We start from the raw sequence: 13,711 nt of genomic DNA, 5'->3' as shown, positions 1-13,711 counted from the left end.
ATCTAGCATCCGGTTCATGACGGTGCCGCCTGTTGAACTCGACGACCTCGCCGATCCCGCGGCGGGATTCCCACAGGCCACGCGGGAGCAGTGGAGGACGCTCGCGGCCGAGGTGCTGCGCAGGTCGGGCTGGGAGGGTTCGCCGGACGAGGTCGAGGCCGCCCTGACCACCACGACCTACGACGGGGTGGCGGTCGCACCGCTGTACGACGCCGCCGACGTGCCGTCCGCGCCCCGGACGACGCGCATGCCCGGTCCGTGGGACGTGCGCCAGCGGCACGCCGACCCGGACCCGGCCGCGACGCGGGAGGCGATCCACGCCGACCTGGAGAACGGCGTCACGTCCCTGTGGCTCGACCTGAACGCCATCGACCCGGCCGCGCTGCCGGCCGTGCTCGACGGCGTCCTCCTCGACCTCGCCCCGGTCGTCCTCGACGCCGGCCCGCGTACGGCCGAGGCGGCGGAGGCGTTCCTGCGCCTGGCCGAGGGGGTGGCGCTGCCGGGGGGCAACCTGGGCGCCGACCCGATCGGGCTGGCGGCCCGCACCGGCGCGCCCGTGGACACCGGCGCCGCCGTGGCGCTCGCCCGCCGCTGCGCCGCCGGCCACCCCGGCCTGCGGGCGATCACGGTCAATGCGCTGCCGTACCACGACGCGGGCGGCGCGGACGCCGAGGAGCTCGGCTGCTCGGTCGCGACCGGCGTCGCCTACCTGCGGGCGCTGACCGACGCGGGCCTGACGGCCGAGCAGGCGTTCGGGCAGATCGAGTTCCGCTACGCCGCCACAGCCGACCAGTTCCTCACGATCGCCAAGCTCCGGGCCGCCCGGCGGCTGTGGGCGCGGGTCGCCGAGGTGGTCGGCGGGCCGGGGGCCCAGCTCCAGCACGCGGTCACCTCCTCGGCGATGATGACGGTCAGGGACCCCTGGGTGAACATGCTGCGCACGACCGTCGCCTGCTTCGCGGCCGGAGTGGGCGGGGCCGACGCGGTGACCGTCCAGCCGTTCGACGCCTGTCTCGGGCTGCCCGACGCGTTCGCCCGCCGCATCGCCCGCAACACCCAGTCGCTGCTGGTGGAGGAGGCGAACGTCGCCCGCGTGGCCGACCCGACCGGCGGCTCATGGTATGTGGAACGGCTCACCGCCGACCTCGCCGCCCGGGCCTGGGCGTGGTTCCAGGAGATCGAGCGGGCCGGTGGGATGGCGGCCGCGCTGGAGCGGCTGGTCCCCGAGCGGCTGGCGGCGACCAGGGCCAGGCGCGCGGACGCCATCGCCCACCGCCGCGACCCGATCACCGGGGTCAGCGAGTTCCCCGACCTGAAGGAGAGGCCGGTGTCCCGGCGGCCCGGCCCCGGGCTCGCCGTCACACCGGCCGTCAAAACCCGAGCCACACCCGCCGTCACACCCGGCCCTGCGTCCGGCGGTGCGTCCGATGGCGGGCGTGGCGGCCTGCCGGTGACGCGCTACGCCGAGGAGTTCGAGGCGCTGCGCGACATCGCCGACGCCCAGCCGAGCCGGCCCACCGTGTTCCTCGCCACGATCGGGCCGGTCGCCGCGCACACCGCGCGGGCGACGTTCGCCGCCAACCTGTTCGCGGCGGGCGGCGTCGCGACCGTCACCAGCGGCCCCGGCACCGACCCGGACGCGATCGCCGCCGCCTTCCGCGACTGCGGCACCCCCGTGGCCTGCCTGTGCTCCAGCGACCGGCTCTACGGCGAGCACGCCGCGGCGGTGGCCGCGGCGCTGCGGGAGGCCGGGGCGCGCACGGTGTGGCTGGCGGGGAAGGGGGAGTATGAGGGGGTGGACGCCACCCTGTACGCCGGCTGTGACGCGCTCGGGGTGCTCCGCGCGACGTTCGACGATCTGGGAGTGGCTCGATGATTCCGGACTTCTCGGAGATTGACCTGGGGTCGAGCGCCGTGGCGCCGGACGTCCACCCCGGTGCCACGGCGCGAGATGACGCGGCGCGAGATGACGCGGCGTGGGATGACGCGGTGTGGGAGACCCCGGAGGGCATCGCGGTCAAGCCGCTCTACACGGCGGCCGACCTGGAGGACGGCCCGTCCCTCAGGACCTACCCGGGCATCGCGCCGTTCCTGCGCGGCCCCTACCCGACGATGTACGTCACCCAGCCGTGGACCATCCGGCAGTACGCCGGGTTCTCCACGGCCGAGGAGTCCAACGCGTTCTACCGGCGCAACCTGGCGGCCGGGCAGAAGGGCCTGTCGGTCGCCTTCGATCTCGCGACCCACCGGGGCTACGACTCCGATCACCCCCGCGTCGCCGGTGACGTCGGCATGGCGGGCGTGGCGATCGACTCGATCTACGACATGCGGCAGCTCTTCGACGGCATCCCGCTCGACCGGATGAGCGTGTCGATGACGATGAACGGCGCGGTGCTGCCGATCCTGGCGCTCTACATCGTCGCGGCCGAGGAGCAGGGCGTCACGCCCGACAAGCTGGCGGGGACCATCCAGAACGACATCCTCAAGGAGTTCATGGTCCGCAACACCTACATCTACCCGCCGGGCCCCTCGATGCGGATCATCTCCGACATCTTCGAGTACACCTCCAGGAAGATGCCGAAGTTCAACTCCATCTCGATCTCCGGCTACCACATCCAGGAGGCCGGGGCGACCTGCGACCTGGAGCTCGCGTACACGCTGGCCGACGGTCTGGAGTATCTGCGCGCGGGCGTCAACGCGGGGCTGGGCATCGACGATTTCGCGCCGCGCCTGTCGTTCTTCTGGTGCATCGGCATGAACTTCTTCATGGAGGTCGCCAAACTCCGCGCCGCCCGGCTGCTGTGGGCCCGCCTGGTCAAGGGCTTCGGCCCGGAGAACCCCAAGTCGCTGTCGCTGCGCACGCACAGCCAGACCTCCGGATGGTCGCTGACCGCACAGGACGTGTTCAACAACGTCGTGCGGACCTGCGTCGAGGCGATGGCGGCCACCCAGGGGCACACGCAGTCGCTGCACACCAACGCCCTGGACGAGGCGCTCGCGCTGCCGAGCGACTTCTCGGCGCGGATCGCCCGCAACACCCAGCTCCTGCTCCAGCAGGAGTCGGGCACGACGCGGGTGATCGACCCGTGGGGCGGCTCCTTCTACGTCGAGACCCTCACCCGCGAGCTGGCGCGGACGGCCTGGGGCCACATCCAGGAGGTCGAGCGGGCCGGCGGCATGGCCAGGGCCATCGACCAGGGGCTGCCCAAGATGCGCATCGAGGAGGCGGCGGCCCGCACCCAGGCCCGCATCGACTCGGGCAGGCAGCCGGTGATCGGCGTCAACAAGTATCGCCCCGAGGCCGACGAGCCGATCGAGGTGCTCAAGGTCGACAACACGGCCGTGCGCAACCAGCAGATCGACAAGCTGCGCAGGCTGCGCGAGGAGCGCTCGGCCGACGCCGTCGCCCAGGCGCTGGAGGCGCTGACCAAGGGCGCGGCCGGCGGGGAGAACCTGCTGGAGCTCGCGGTGAACGCCGCCAGGGCCAAGGCCACGGTCGGGGAGATCTCCGACGCGCTGGAAAAGGTCTTCGGACGGCACGCCGCGCAGATCCGTACGATATCGGGCGTGTATCGCGCGGAGGTGGGCGACGCCGCGGATCGGGTGCGGGAGGCGTGCGCGCAGTTCGAGAAGGCGGAGGGCCGCCGGCCCCGGATCCTCGTCGCGAAGATGGGCCAGGACGGTCACGACCGGGGCCAGAAGGTGATCGCGAGCGGCTTCGCCGACCTCGGGTTCGACGTGGACGTCGGCCCGCTGTTCCAGACGCCCGAGGAGGTCGCCCGGCAGGCCGTCGAGGCCGACGTGCACGTGGTCGGGGTCTCCTCGCTGGCGGCCGGGCACCTGACGCTGGTGCCCGCGCTGCGGCAGGCGCTCGCCGACCTCGGCGCGGACGACATCATGATCGTGGTCGGCGGGGTGATCCCCCCGGACGACGTCGAGGAGCTGCGCGCCGCGGGCACCTCGGCGATCTTCCTGCCCGGCACGGTGATCGCCGACGCCGCCCTGGAACTGCTGCGCGAGCTGTCCGCCCGGCTGGGCCATAGATGACCGTGCCGGTGATCGAGGACTACGTCAAGGGCGTGCTGTCGGGTGACCGGCGGTGGATAGCCCGGGCCATCACGCTGGTGGAGTCGACCAGGGCCGATCACCGGGAGATGGCGCAGCGGCTGCTGGTCGAGCTGACCCCGCACGCCGGCAAGGCCCGCAGGGTGGGCGTGTCCGGGGTGCCCGGGGTCGGCAAGTCGACCTTCATCGAGGCGCTCGGCACCTATCTAACCGGGCAGGGGCACCGGGTGGCCGTGCTGGCCGTCGACCCCTCGTCGCGGCGCTCCGGCGGCAGCATCCTGGGGGACAAGACCCGGATGGCCCGGCTGTCGGCCGACCCGAACGCCTTCATCCGGCCTTCACCCACGGCCGGGACGCTCGGCGGCGTGGCGAAGGCCACCCGCGAGGCCATCGTCGTCGTCGAGGCGGCGGGATACGACATCGTGCTCGTCGAGACGGTCGGGGTCGGCCAGTCGGAGACCGCGGTCGCCGACATGGTCGACACCTTCGTCCTGCTCACCCTCGCCCGTACGGGCGACCAGCTCCAGGGCATCAAGAAGGGCGTGCTGGAGCTGGCCGACGTCATCGCGGTCAACAAGGCCGACGGCGAGCACGAGACGGCCGCGCGCAGGGCGGCGCGTGAGCTGTCCGGGGCGCTGCGGCTGCTGCGCTCGGACACGCCCGTGCTGACCTGCAGTGGTCTGACCGGCGCCGGGCTCGAGGAGCTGTGGGCCCACGTCGTGCGCCACCAGGAGGGCGCCGACCTCGCGGCCCGGCGCAGCCGCCAGCAGGTCGAGTGGACCTGGGCCCTGGTCCGGGAGCGGCTGCTGGCCATGCTCCACGACGCCACCGCGGAGATCGCGCCCGACATCGAGCGGCAGGTCCTCGCCGGCACCCTCACCCCGGCGCTGGCCGCCGACCGCATCCTGGCGGCCTTCCTGGCCGCGGACGCCTCTCATGACACCCGGGGGATCACCTTTCCTCCCGAGTGAGAGAGATCGCTACCCGTGTGACCGGGAATGCACTGTTGCACGTTTCCCCCGGCCGGAACCGTGCCACGATGTGGCCGCTTTCGACTACGGGGAGGTGCGATGAACCACGATCCGATGATGCCGCCGCAGGTGGAGCGTGCTCTGCGGGAGTATCGGGCGCTACTGTCCGCGCACGGGATCACCTGGGGAGAGCCGCCGCTGGGCTACGTCCGGATGATGCCGTTCCTCCGGTTTCCTGAGCAGGCCGAGCGGATGACTCTGCGGCCCGACCTCGACGCGGAGTTCCGCGACACCCTGGACGGCGAGGTCCCCCGGGGGCTGGCGGCACTGCGGCTGACCACGGACGGCCACCGCCTGGAGCACCGCCTGGATCACGGCCCGGCCCGGCCGGTGGTGTCGCCGGGGCCTGTGCCGGTCATCCTGCTGGTCGACTCCGCGCTGCCGCACCCGGTCGAGGTGACGGCCGACGGCGTGCCGTACGGGATCACGGTGGGCGGGGCCAGGCTCCTCGACGTGACGACCGCGACCACGCTCACGGTGGACGGCGAGGTGGTGGACCTGTCGGGGCTGGCCCGGCCCGCGCCGGCCGCGCGGCTGCGGTTGCGGGCGGGCTTCCCGTGCCGGTGGAGCGTCACCTCGGCCGGCGGCCAGGGGTGGTATCCGGAGGGAGCGCCGGAACGGCGCGACAACGACGATCAGCCGTTCTTCCACGGCGACGACGTCGTGCTCGCCGTGCCCTGCGAGCCCGTCACGATCCGGGTCACGCGCGGCATGGAATATGACATCGCCGAGACGACGGTCGTCCCCAGGACGGGGGAGGAGACGCTGGTCGGGCTCGCGCCGCACCGGCTCTACGACGCCGCCGCCCGCGGCTGGTACGGCGCCGACCTGCACGTCCACATGAACTGGGCGGGCGACCTGGTCGCCGCACCGGCGGAGGCGGCCGCCGCGCAGCTCGGCGAGGACCTGCACGTGCTGAACCTCGTCGCCGGCAACGTCGCGGGCGCCCGGGTCTACGACCGGGAGGCGCTCCAGCACTGGGCCGGGCGCGACCTGCCGTGGTCGGACGCCGGGCACGTCGCACGGATGGGCGTGGAGTATCGCAACGACCTGTTCGGGCACGTCCACGTCTTCGGGGTGGCCGCGCCGCCCGCCGTCTATCACACGGGCTTCGGCGCCGACGCCGACTGGCCGCCCAACGCGGCGGTCTGCGGCGACCTGCGGGAGCCGCGCGCGGTCCTCGGGTACGCCCACCCGTTCCACGGCCCGGTCTCCTCCCCCGAGGACGTGGCCGGGGACGGGAGGAGGAACTGCACCGGCCGTGCCCTGGTGGTGGACGCCGCGCTCGGCATGGTCGACGGCGTCGAAGTGTTGCACTTCAGCGACAGGTCGTCCGCGCCGGGGACCGCCGAGGTCTACCGGAGGCTGGTCGGCGCGGGCAACCGGCTCGCCGCGCTCGCCGGGACCGACACCATGCTGTCGTTCACCCGCCAGGACACGGTCTCCAGCCCGCCGGGCTGGGAGCGCGTCTACGCCCGCGTCGACGGGCCGCTCAGCGCCGAGTCGTTCGCCGAGGCCGTACGGCGGGGCCGGACGTTCGCCACCACAGGCCCCTGGCTGGAGCTCACGGTGGACGGCCTGGGGCCGGGGGAGACGCTCGACCTCGCGGGCGGCGAGACGGTCGCCGTCCGGGCCAGGGCAGTCGGGCCCGAGGTGGAGCACATCGAGATCAGGACCGCGGGCGGCGTGCTCGCCGAGGGCCCGGGTCACGAGATCACCGCCTCGCTGCCGGTGACGGACGCCGGCTACGTGGTCGCCGTGGCCCACGGCGGCCCCCACCCGCGTGCTCCGCGCGGGCGCGCGTACGCCCACACCAGCCCGGTCTACCTGGACGTGCGGGGACGGCACGTGGCACGGGAGGAGGACGTGCGCTGGTGCCTGCGGTGGCTCGACCTGCTCGACGAGCTGGTGCGGGCCAGGGCCCGCCTGCGGACCCGGGCCCAGCTGCGCGATCACCTCGACCTGATCGAGAAGGCCCGCGCGGTGTACGAATCCCGCCTGTGCTGAGCCCCGTCTGTGATCCTCGGCTCGGCACGGCAGGCCGAGGGCGGGCGGGGGCGCGTCAGGCGAACAGCGCGCGGCCCCAGTAGTCGCCGCCGTCGACCACGCCGGGCGGGCAGGCGAACAGGCCGCTGGAGACGTGCTTGATGTACTCGTTCAGCGCGTCCTTCTGCGACAGCATCCGCTGGATGGGGACGAACTGCTTGCGGGGATCGCGCTGGTAGGCCATGAAGAACAGGCCCGCGTCCAGCCGCCCGAGGCCGTCGGAGCCGTCCACGAAGTTGTAGCCGCGCCGCAGCAGCCGCGCGCCGCCGTGGGCGTCGGGGTGCGCGAGCCGTACGTGCGCGTTGCCGGCGATCACGGGCGTGCCGTCCGGGCCCTTCTTGGCGAAGTCCGGCGCGTCGAACTCCTTGTGCCCGGTGAGCGGCGCGCCCTCGCCCTTGTCGCGGCCGAAGATGGCCTGCTGCTCGGCCAGCGGGGCGCGGTCCCAGGTCTCGATGTGCATCCTGATCTTGCGGGTCACCAGATAGGTGCCGCCGTCCATCCAGGCCGGGCCGTCGCCGGGCGCGGCCCAGAGGTAGTCGCGCAGCATGGCGGTGTCTTCGAGCTTGAGGTTGTTGGTGCCGTCCTTGAAGCCCATGAGGTTGCGCGGCGTCGCCTGCGACCGCGAGGTGGACGAGGTGCGGCCGAACCCGAGCTGCGAGTAGCGGACGGAGACCTTGCCGAATCCGATCCGCGCGAGGTTGCGGATGGCGTGCACCGCCACCTGCGGGTCGTGCGCGCACGCCTGCACGCAGATGTCCCCGCCGGAGATCTCGGGCTGCAGGTCCTCGCCGGGGAAGGCCGGCAGGTCGGCCAGCGCGGGCGGCCTGCGGTCCGCGAGGCCGAACCGGTCGTCGAACAGCGACGGGCCGAAGCCGACGGTCAGCGTCAGGCCGGAGGCGGGCAGACCGAGCGCCTCGCCGGTGTCGTCCGGCGGCGCCTCGGGCGGCCCGCCCACGGCGCCGAACGTGCCGGCGTCCTTGCCCTGGGTCATCCGGGCCGCGGCGGCGGTCCACTCCTGGAGCAGCTCCACGAGCTCGGCCTTGTCCTTCGTGATCACGTCGAACGCGACGAAGTGCAGCCGGTCCTGGGCGGGAGTGGTGACGCCCGCCTGGTGCGGGCCGTAGAAGGGCACGGGGTCGGAGGTCGAGGCCGCGTGGGCGACCGGCTCCTCGGCGAACGAGCGTGTGACGACGGCGCCTGCCCCGACGGCGGCCACGCCCGCGGCGCCCAGGCCGAACAGCCGCCTGCGGCTGATCCCCCTGCCCTCGGAGCGGGCCTCGGAGTGGACCTCGGGCCGGTCCTCGGAGCCGCGCGCGGTCATCCGGCCACCACCGAGGCCACCTTGCTGATCGGCTCGGCCAGGGCGTTGATCGCGTCGGACAGCGCCTTGAGGTCGCTCTTCGACAGCTCCGTGTGCAGCTTCCAGCCGTCGCCGCTGCGGTGCGCGGCGAGCGCGTTCTCGGCGTCGGCGAACTTCGCGTCGAGCGTCTTCACCAGATCGGCGTCGCGCTCCTCCAGCACCGGGCGCAGCGCCTGGACGGCGGCCTTCGAGCCCTGCAGGTTGGCGTCGAAGTCCCACAGGTCGGTGTGCGAGTAGCGGTCCTCCTCACCGGTGATCTTGCCGGTGGCCACCTCGTCGAGCAGCCCCTTGGCGCCGTTGGCGAGCTGTACGGGGGACAGGTCGACCGTCGCGGACTTCGTCACGATCGTGTTCACGTCGGTCATCAGCTTGTCGGCGATGGGGCCGTCGCCGCCGACGTCCTTCTTGACCCACAGGTCCTTCTCGATGCGGTGGAAGCCGGTCCACTCCTCGCCGTCGGCCACATCGTTCTCCCGCGCGTCGATGGCCGGGTCGAGGTCGCCGAAGACCTCGGCGACCGGCTCGATCCGCTCCCAGTAGGTGCGGGCGATCGGGTAGAGCTCCTTGGCCTTGTCCACGTCGCCGGCCTTGACGGCCTCGGTGAACTCCTTGGTCTTGTCGAGCAGCGTGTCGGACTGGCTCTTGATGTAGCGCTTGTAGCTGGCGACGGCCTCGGCGAGCTGGGCGTCCTCGGCGAGCGGCTTGTGCTCGCCGCTGACCTTGAGGGGGCCGCGGATGCCCTTGCCGGTCATCCCGGGCTTGCAGGCGGTCTCGTACACGCCCGGGGGAAGCTCCACCACGACGTCGCGGGTCAGGCCGGGCACGATGTTCTCGACCTCGCCCATGACCCGGTCGCCCGCCGCGTACACGTAGAACTCGGTCACCTTCGTGCCGTTGTTGGTGATCGAGAAGGTCGAGGTGCCGGCGGCCAGGTCGGACTTCGCCACCTTGCACTCGGTGTCGGTGGCGGCCACGGCGATCTTCCCGTCGCCGGCCGCCGTCGCCTCGGTCGCGGTGCCGGTGCCCGTGGACGAGCAGGCGGTGAGGCCGGCGAGGGCCAGCGCCGCGACGGCCAGGACGGTGGGGGTGCGCATGTCGGTGGAACTCCGGTCAGGAAGTGGGCTGAGGAGACGTGGGAGCGGGGCTCGCCGGCCTCTTGGCCGCGGGCCGCAGGAACAGGACGAGGACGGGAACCACGTAGACGACCCAGGCGACGGCCTCCAGCACGCTGGGCTGCGGGGTGATGTTGAACATCCCGCTCAGCAGCGTCGAATACCAGGCGCCGGGGTCGAGCACGCCGCTGATGTCGAAGGCGTAGGTGCTCAGGCCGGGCACCAGCCCCGACTCCTGCAGGTCGTGCACGCCGTACTTGAAGATCCCGGCGGCGACCAGGATCAGCAGCAGGCCCGTCCAGGTGAAGAACTTCGTGAGGTTGATGCGCAGGGCGCTGCGGTAGAGGCCCCAGCCCAGCGCGACCGCGGTGAGCAGCCCGAGCGTGATGCCGATCAGCGGGCTCGCGCTGCTGGTCGCGCCCTGGACGGCGGCGAACCACAGCAGCGCCGTCTCCAGTCCCTCGCGCGCGACGGACAGGAACGCGACCACGACCACGGCGGTGGCTCCGAGTTCGAGGGCCTGGCCCATCTTCTCCCGCAGCTCGCCCGACATCTTGCGAGCGGCCGTACGCATCCAGAAGACCATGAAGGTGACGAAGACGGTCGCGGCCAGGGAGGTCACGGCGTCGAACATCTCCTGCTGCTGCGTCGCGAGGTGGGCCGCGGTGAAGGTCAGCAGCGCGCCGAAGGCGACGGACAGGACGACGGCCGCGCCGACGCCGGCCCAGACGAGGGGCAGCCGCTCGCGGCGGTCGCTCTTGACGAGGAAGGCCACCAGGATGGAGACCACGAGAGTGGCCTCCAGGCCCTCGCGAAGGCCGATGAGGTAGCTCGCGAACACATCGCCTCCGGAATTGTCGGTAAGCCTTACCTAACTTAGGGCAGGTTCACCTTACCGACAAGGTCTCGAACCCATGGAGCGGGGTATGCCTTTTGTCACCTTCAGGGGCAGGTGAGACGACGCTCCCGGTGGCCGGTGGAATCGGTGGGCGGCACGGCGATCCGGGTGACACCCCGGCACGCGGCGCATTCATTCGGGCGAGGTCTCGAACGTGCGGCGGTGCGATCCGGGCGCAGCCCCGAATGGGTGGTGGATCGGCGGGTGGCAGGGCGATCCGGGTGACACCTCGGCAGGCGGCACTCCAGGGGGTCGTGGATCGGTGGGCGGCTTAATTCGGTGGCGTCCCATCTCCGCTCCTCGTTATCGTGACGGACGTCCTGCTGCCGCACCCCGGAGGGTCACTTGGAGCTCTGAGGTCTCGACACCGCGCTTACGGCCGCCATCGGTGGTCCTGGCGCAGCGACCTCAGGCAGACCCTCGCCTCGCGGCCCGTGCCCGCGGTGTCTCCACGGTTCGATCACCATTCCGCCCTTGGGGATACCCGGAGCCGCCCTATGTCTTATTCCATTGTCTGTACGGATCTGTCCTTTTCCTGGCCCGACGGGACGTCCGTCTTCGAGGAGCTCGACTTCGCGTTCGGCGCCGGCCGCACCGGGCTCATCGGCGTCAACGGCAGCGGCAAGTCCACGCTGCTCAAGCTGATCGCGGGAGAGCTCACCCCGACGCGCGGCTCGGTGTCGGTCACCGGGCGGCTGGGCTACCTGCCGCAGAACCTCCCGCTCGGCGCGAGCCGTACGGTGTCCGACCTGCTGGGGATCACGCCCGCGCGGGAGGCGCTGCACGCGATCGAACGGGGCGACCTGAGCGAGGCGAACTACGACGCGGTGGTCTGGGACGTCGAGGAGCGCGCCCGCGCCGAGCTCGACCGCCTCGGGCTGACGGGCGTGGACCTCGACCGGACGGTCGCGACGCTCTCGGGCGGCGAGACCGTCATGGTCGGGCTCGCCGCGCGCTTCCTCGCCGAGCCAGACGTGCTGCTGCTCGACGAGCCGACCAACAACCTCGACCTCGACGCGCGGCGGCGCCTGTACGACGCCGTCTCGTCGTGGACGAGGACGCTGGTCGTCGTCAGCCACGACCGCGCGCTGCTCGACCTGGTGGACCAGATCGCCGACCTGCCCGCCCGCCGCACCTTCGGTGGCACGCTCAGCGCGTACGAGGAGGTGCTCGCGGTCGAGCGGGAGGCCGCCGAGCGGATGGTCCGTGCGGCCGAGGGCGACCTGCGCCGCCAGCGGCGCGAGCTGATCGAGGCGCAGACCAAGCTGGCGCGGCGCGTGCGCTACGGCAACAAGATGTACGAGCAGAAGCGCGAGCCGAAGATCATCATGCAGGAGCGCAAGCGCCAGGCCCAGGTCTCGGCGGGCAAGCACCGCATGATGCACGAGGAGAAGGTGGCGGCCGCCCGCGAGCGGCTGGCCGAGGCGGAGGAGGCGGTGCGCGACGACGCCGAGATCCGGGTCGCGCTGCCGGCCACCGAGGTGCCGTCCGGGCGCACCGTGCTCGAACTGGACGGCCTGCGCACGGCCGCCGGGCCGATCGGCGACCTGATCATCCGTGGCCCGGAGCGGGTCGCCCTGCTGGGACCGAACGGCTCGGGCAAGACGACGCTGCTGCGCACGATCCTGGGGGAGCTCCCGCCGGATGAGGGCTCGGTCAGGCTCGACGTCCCGGTGCGCTACCTGCCGCAGCGGCTCGACGTGCTCGACGACGCGCTCAGCCTGGTCGACAACGTGCGGGCGGTGGCGCCCGCCGCGTCGGTCAACGCCGTCAGGGCCGGGCTCGCCCGGTTCCTGTTCCGGGGCGCCCGGGCCGAACGCCCGGCGGGCACGCTCTCGGGCGGCGAGCGCTTCCGTGCCGTGCTGGCCTCGCTGCTGCTCGCCGAGCCGGCGCCGCGGCTCCTGCTGCTTGACGAGCCGACCAACAACCTCGACCTGGCCAGCGTCCGCCAGCTCGCGCAGGCGCTGTCGGCCTACCGGGGAGCGCTGGTGGTGGTCTCCCACGACCTGCCGTTCCTGGAGTCGATCGGCATCACCCGGTGGGTGACCCTGGGCCCGGAGGGGGTGACGACGTCGGCGTGACCACGGGTTGACAGCATCCGCTCACCGCCTGACAGTGTTTCGGGTGATCACCCCCCGGATCTACTCGCACACCTTGTCACGTACTGTCCAGGCCGGCGCCGTGCTGGCCGCGTCCGTCACGCTCGCGGCCTGCACGGGATCGCCCGGCGGATCGGGAAAGGCCGCCTCCGGCGAGGAGGCGGCTGCGCCGGCCGCCGCCACGACGACCGCCGAGTCGGGGCCGCCCGCGCTGACGCCGGCGGCGTACCGTAAGGCGCTCGACGCCGCCGGCCGCCCCGCCCGCTCGACGCTCGCCGCCATCGCCAAGGCGCGGACCTTCAAGTCGCTCCACCAGCGCATCGGCCGGGCGGAAAGCGCCCTGGAGTCCGCACAGGAGCGGCTCGGCGGGCTGCGGCCTCCCGCGGACGTCGCCGCCGAGCACGCCGACTACGTCGCGGCGCTGCGGGGCCTGAACGGCAGGCTCGGCGCGCTGGACGAGGACGTGTCGTCGCGCGTCCTGTGCAGCGGGGCGGCCGTGCTGGCCGGTCTCGGCCGGTCGGGTGAGTTCAAGGACCTCAAGTCCGCCGCGGGCGACCTCGCGAAGGCCGGTGACTACCCGGTGGTCCAGATCAGGCCGCCGGCCCGGCGCACCCGTCGCCTCGGCAACGGCACGATCCTGCTCTCGGCGATCCGAGGCGGCCGGGGCACGCTGACCGTGAAGAACGGCGGCACGCAGGACGGCGTCGTGACCCTCGTGCGCGGAGGCCGCAAGGCGGTCAGCTTCTACGTGCGCAAGCGGTCGACCGCCAAGGTCTCGAACATCAAGGACGGCACCTACCGCGTCTACTTCACCACCGGGGCGGACTACGACCGGGGCGCCCGTGCCTTCACCAGGAACTGCGGTTTCTCGAAGTTCGACGACGCGGTGAAGTTCCAGACCGTCTACAGCGGATACAGCGTGAGATGGAGCGACTGGACGCTCACGCTCGACGCCGTTTTCGGCGGGAACGCCACAACGAGCGACGTGGACCCGGACGCCTTCCCCGCATGACCCGGACGTTCTTCCCGTACGTCCGGCCCGGAAGCCGTCCGGCATGACCCCGGGCACGCCGGAGGCCGCGGCCCAGGGCAGGGGCCGC

9 protein-coding genes are annotated in these 13,711 nt (G+C 72.6%); 6 read left to right on the top strand and 3 right to left on the bottom strand.

Annotated features, from left to right (window positions below):
• The first annotated feature begins 16 nt into the window (after positions 1-16).
• The 4 genes from OHB01_RS33360 to OHB01_RS33345 all read left to right on the top strand — a co-directional run bounded on the left by OHB01_RS33360 (position 17) and on the right by OHB01_RS33345 (position 7,103).
• Positions 17-1,876 (top strand): methylmalonyl-CoA mutase family protein, encoded by a 1,860-nt coding sequence (locus tag OHB01_RS33360; protein ID WP_142648260.1) that lies wholly within the window; start codon positions 17-19, stop codon positions 1,874-1,876.
• Positions 1,873-4,047 carry a methylmalonyl-CoA mutase gene (gene scpA / locus OHB01_RS33355; protein WP_328854493.1) on the top strand — a complete coding sequence of 725 codons (2,175 nt, stop codon included), beginning with the start codon at positions 1,873-1,875 and terminating at the stop codon, positions 4,045-4,047. Before OHB01_RS33360 ends, scpA begins: the two co-directional genes overlap by 4 nt.
• Positions 4,044-5,036 carry a methylmalonyl Co-A mutase-associated GTPase MeaB gene (meaB, locus tag OHB01_RS33350; RefSeq protein WP_142648262.1) on the top strand — a complete coding sequence of 331 codons (993 nt, stop codon included), beginning with the start codon at positions 4,044-4,046 and terminating at the stop codon, positions 5,034-5,036. The genes scpA and meaB overlap by 4 nt, the downstream gene beginning before the upstream one ends.
• 99 nt (positions 5,037-5,135) lie before the next feature.
• Complete coding sequence (locus tag OHB01_RS33345; RefSeq protein WP_328854492.1) at positions 5,136-7,103, top strand: CehA/McbA family metallohydrolase; 1,968 nt, start codon at positions 5,136-5,138, stop codon at positions 7,101-7,103.
• 55 nt (positions 7,104-7,158) lie between these two features.
• Here OHB01_RS33345 and efeB read toward each other — a convergent pair whose 3' ends face one another.
• The 3 genes from efeB to efeU are packed head-to-tail and all read right to left on the bottom strand — an operon-like array spanning position 7,159 to position 10,455.
• Entirely contained in the window at positions 7,159-8,463 is a 1,305-nt protein-coding gene (gene efeB / locus OHB01_RS33340; RefSeq protein WP_142648264.1) for an iron uptake transporter deferrochelatase/peroxidase subunit, read from the bottom strand.
• Positions 8,460-9,596: an iron uptake system protein EfeO gene (efeO, locus tag OHB01_RS33335; protein ID WP_142648265.1), complete on the bottom strand. Its 1,137-nt coding sequence runs from the start codon at positions 9,594-9,596 to the stop codon at positions 8,460-8,462. The genes efeB and efeO overlap by 4 nt, the downstream gene beginning before the upstream one ends.
• Before the next feature lie 16 nt (positions 9,597-9,612).
• Positions 9,613-10,455, bottom strand: coding sequence for an iron uptake transporter permease EfeU (gene efeU / locus OHB01_RS33330; RefSeq protein WP_142648266.1), 843 nt, complete (start codon positions 10,453-10,455; stop codon positions 9,613-9,615).
• A gap of 554 nt (positions 10,456-11,009) precedes the next feature.
• Here efeU and OHB01_RS33325 point away from each other — a divergent pair.
• A complete protein-coding gene (locus OHB01_RS33325; protein ID WP_328854491.1) occupies positions 11,010-12,593 on the top strand; it encodes an ABC-F family ATP-binding cassette domain-containing protein in 1,584 nt (527 codons plus the stop codon).
• 73 nt (positions 12,594-12,666) lie between these two features.
• Positions 12,667-13,623: a hypothetical protein gene (locus OHB01_RS33320; RefSeq protein WP_142648268.1), complete on the top strand. Its 957-nt coding sequence runs from the start codon at positions 12,667-12,669 to the stop codon at positions 13,621-13,623.
• The last annotated feature ends 88 nt before the right edge of the window (positions 13,624-13,711 follow it).

Origin of the sequence: Microbispora hainanensis, assembly GCF_036186745.1 — a bacterium.
Classification (GTDB): domain Bacteria; phylum Actinomycetota; class Actinomycetes; order Streptosporangiales; family Streptosporangiaceae; genus Microbispora.
Note: the sequence above shows the minus strand (reverse complement) of the source record. Positions and strands in the feature narration are given on the sequence as shown.

Bases quoted from the DNA above. Each gene is read 5' to 3' on its own strand.
- efeO (WP_142648265.1), bottom strand. From the start codon at position 9,596: ATGCGCACCCCCACCGTCCTGGCCGTCGCGGCGCTGGCCCTCGCCGGC.
- meaB (WP_142648262.1), top strand. From the start codon at position 4,044: ATGACCGTGCCGGTGATCGAGGACTACGTCAAGGGCGTGCTGTCGGGT.
- efeB (WP_142648264.1), bottom strand. From the start codon at position 8,463: ATGACCGCGCGCGGCTCCGAGGACCGGCCCGAGGTCCACTCCGAGGCC.
- OHB01_RS33325 (WP_328854491.1), top strand. From the start codon at position 11,010: ATGTCTTATTCCATTGTCTGTACGGATCTGTCCTTTTCCTGGCCCGAC.
- scpA (WP_328854493.1), top strand. From the start codon at position 1,873: ATGATTCCGGACTTCTCGGAGATTGACCTGGGGTCGAGCGCCGTGGCG.
- OHB01_RS33345 (WP_328854492.1), top strand. From the start codon at position 5,136: ATGAACCACGATCCGATGATGCCGCCGCAGGTGGAGCGTGCTCTGCGG.
- OHB01_RS33360 (WP_142648260.1), top strand. From the start codon at position 17: ATGACGGTGCCGCCTGTTGAACTCGACGACCTCGCCGATCCCGCGGCG.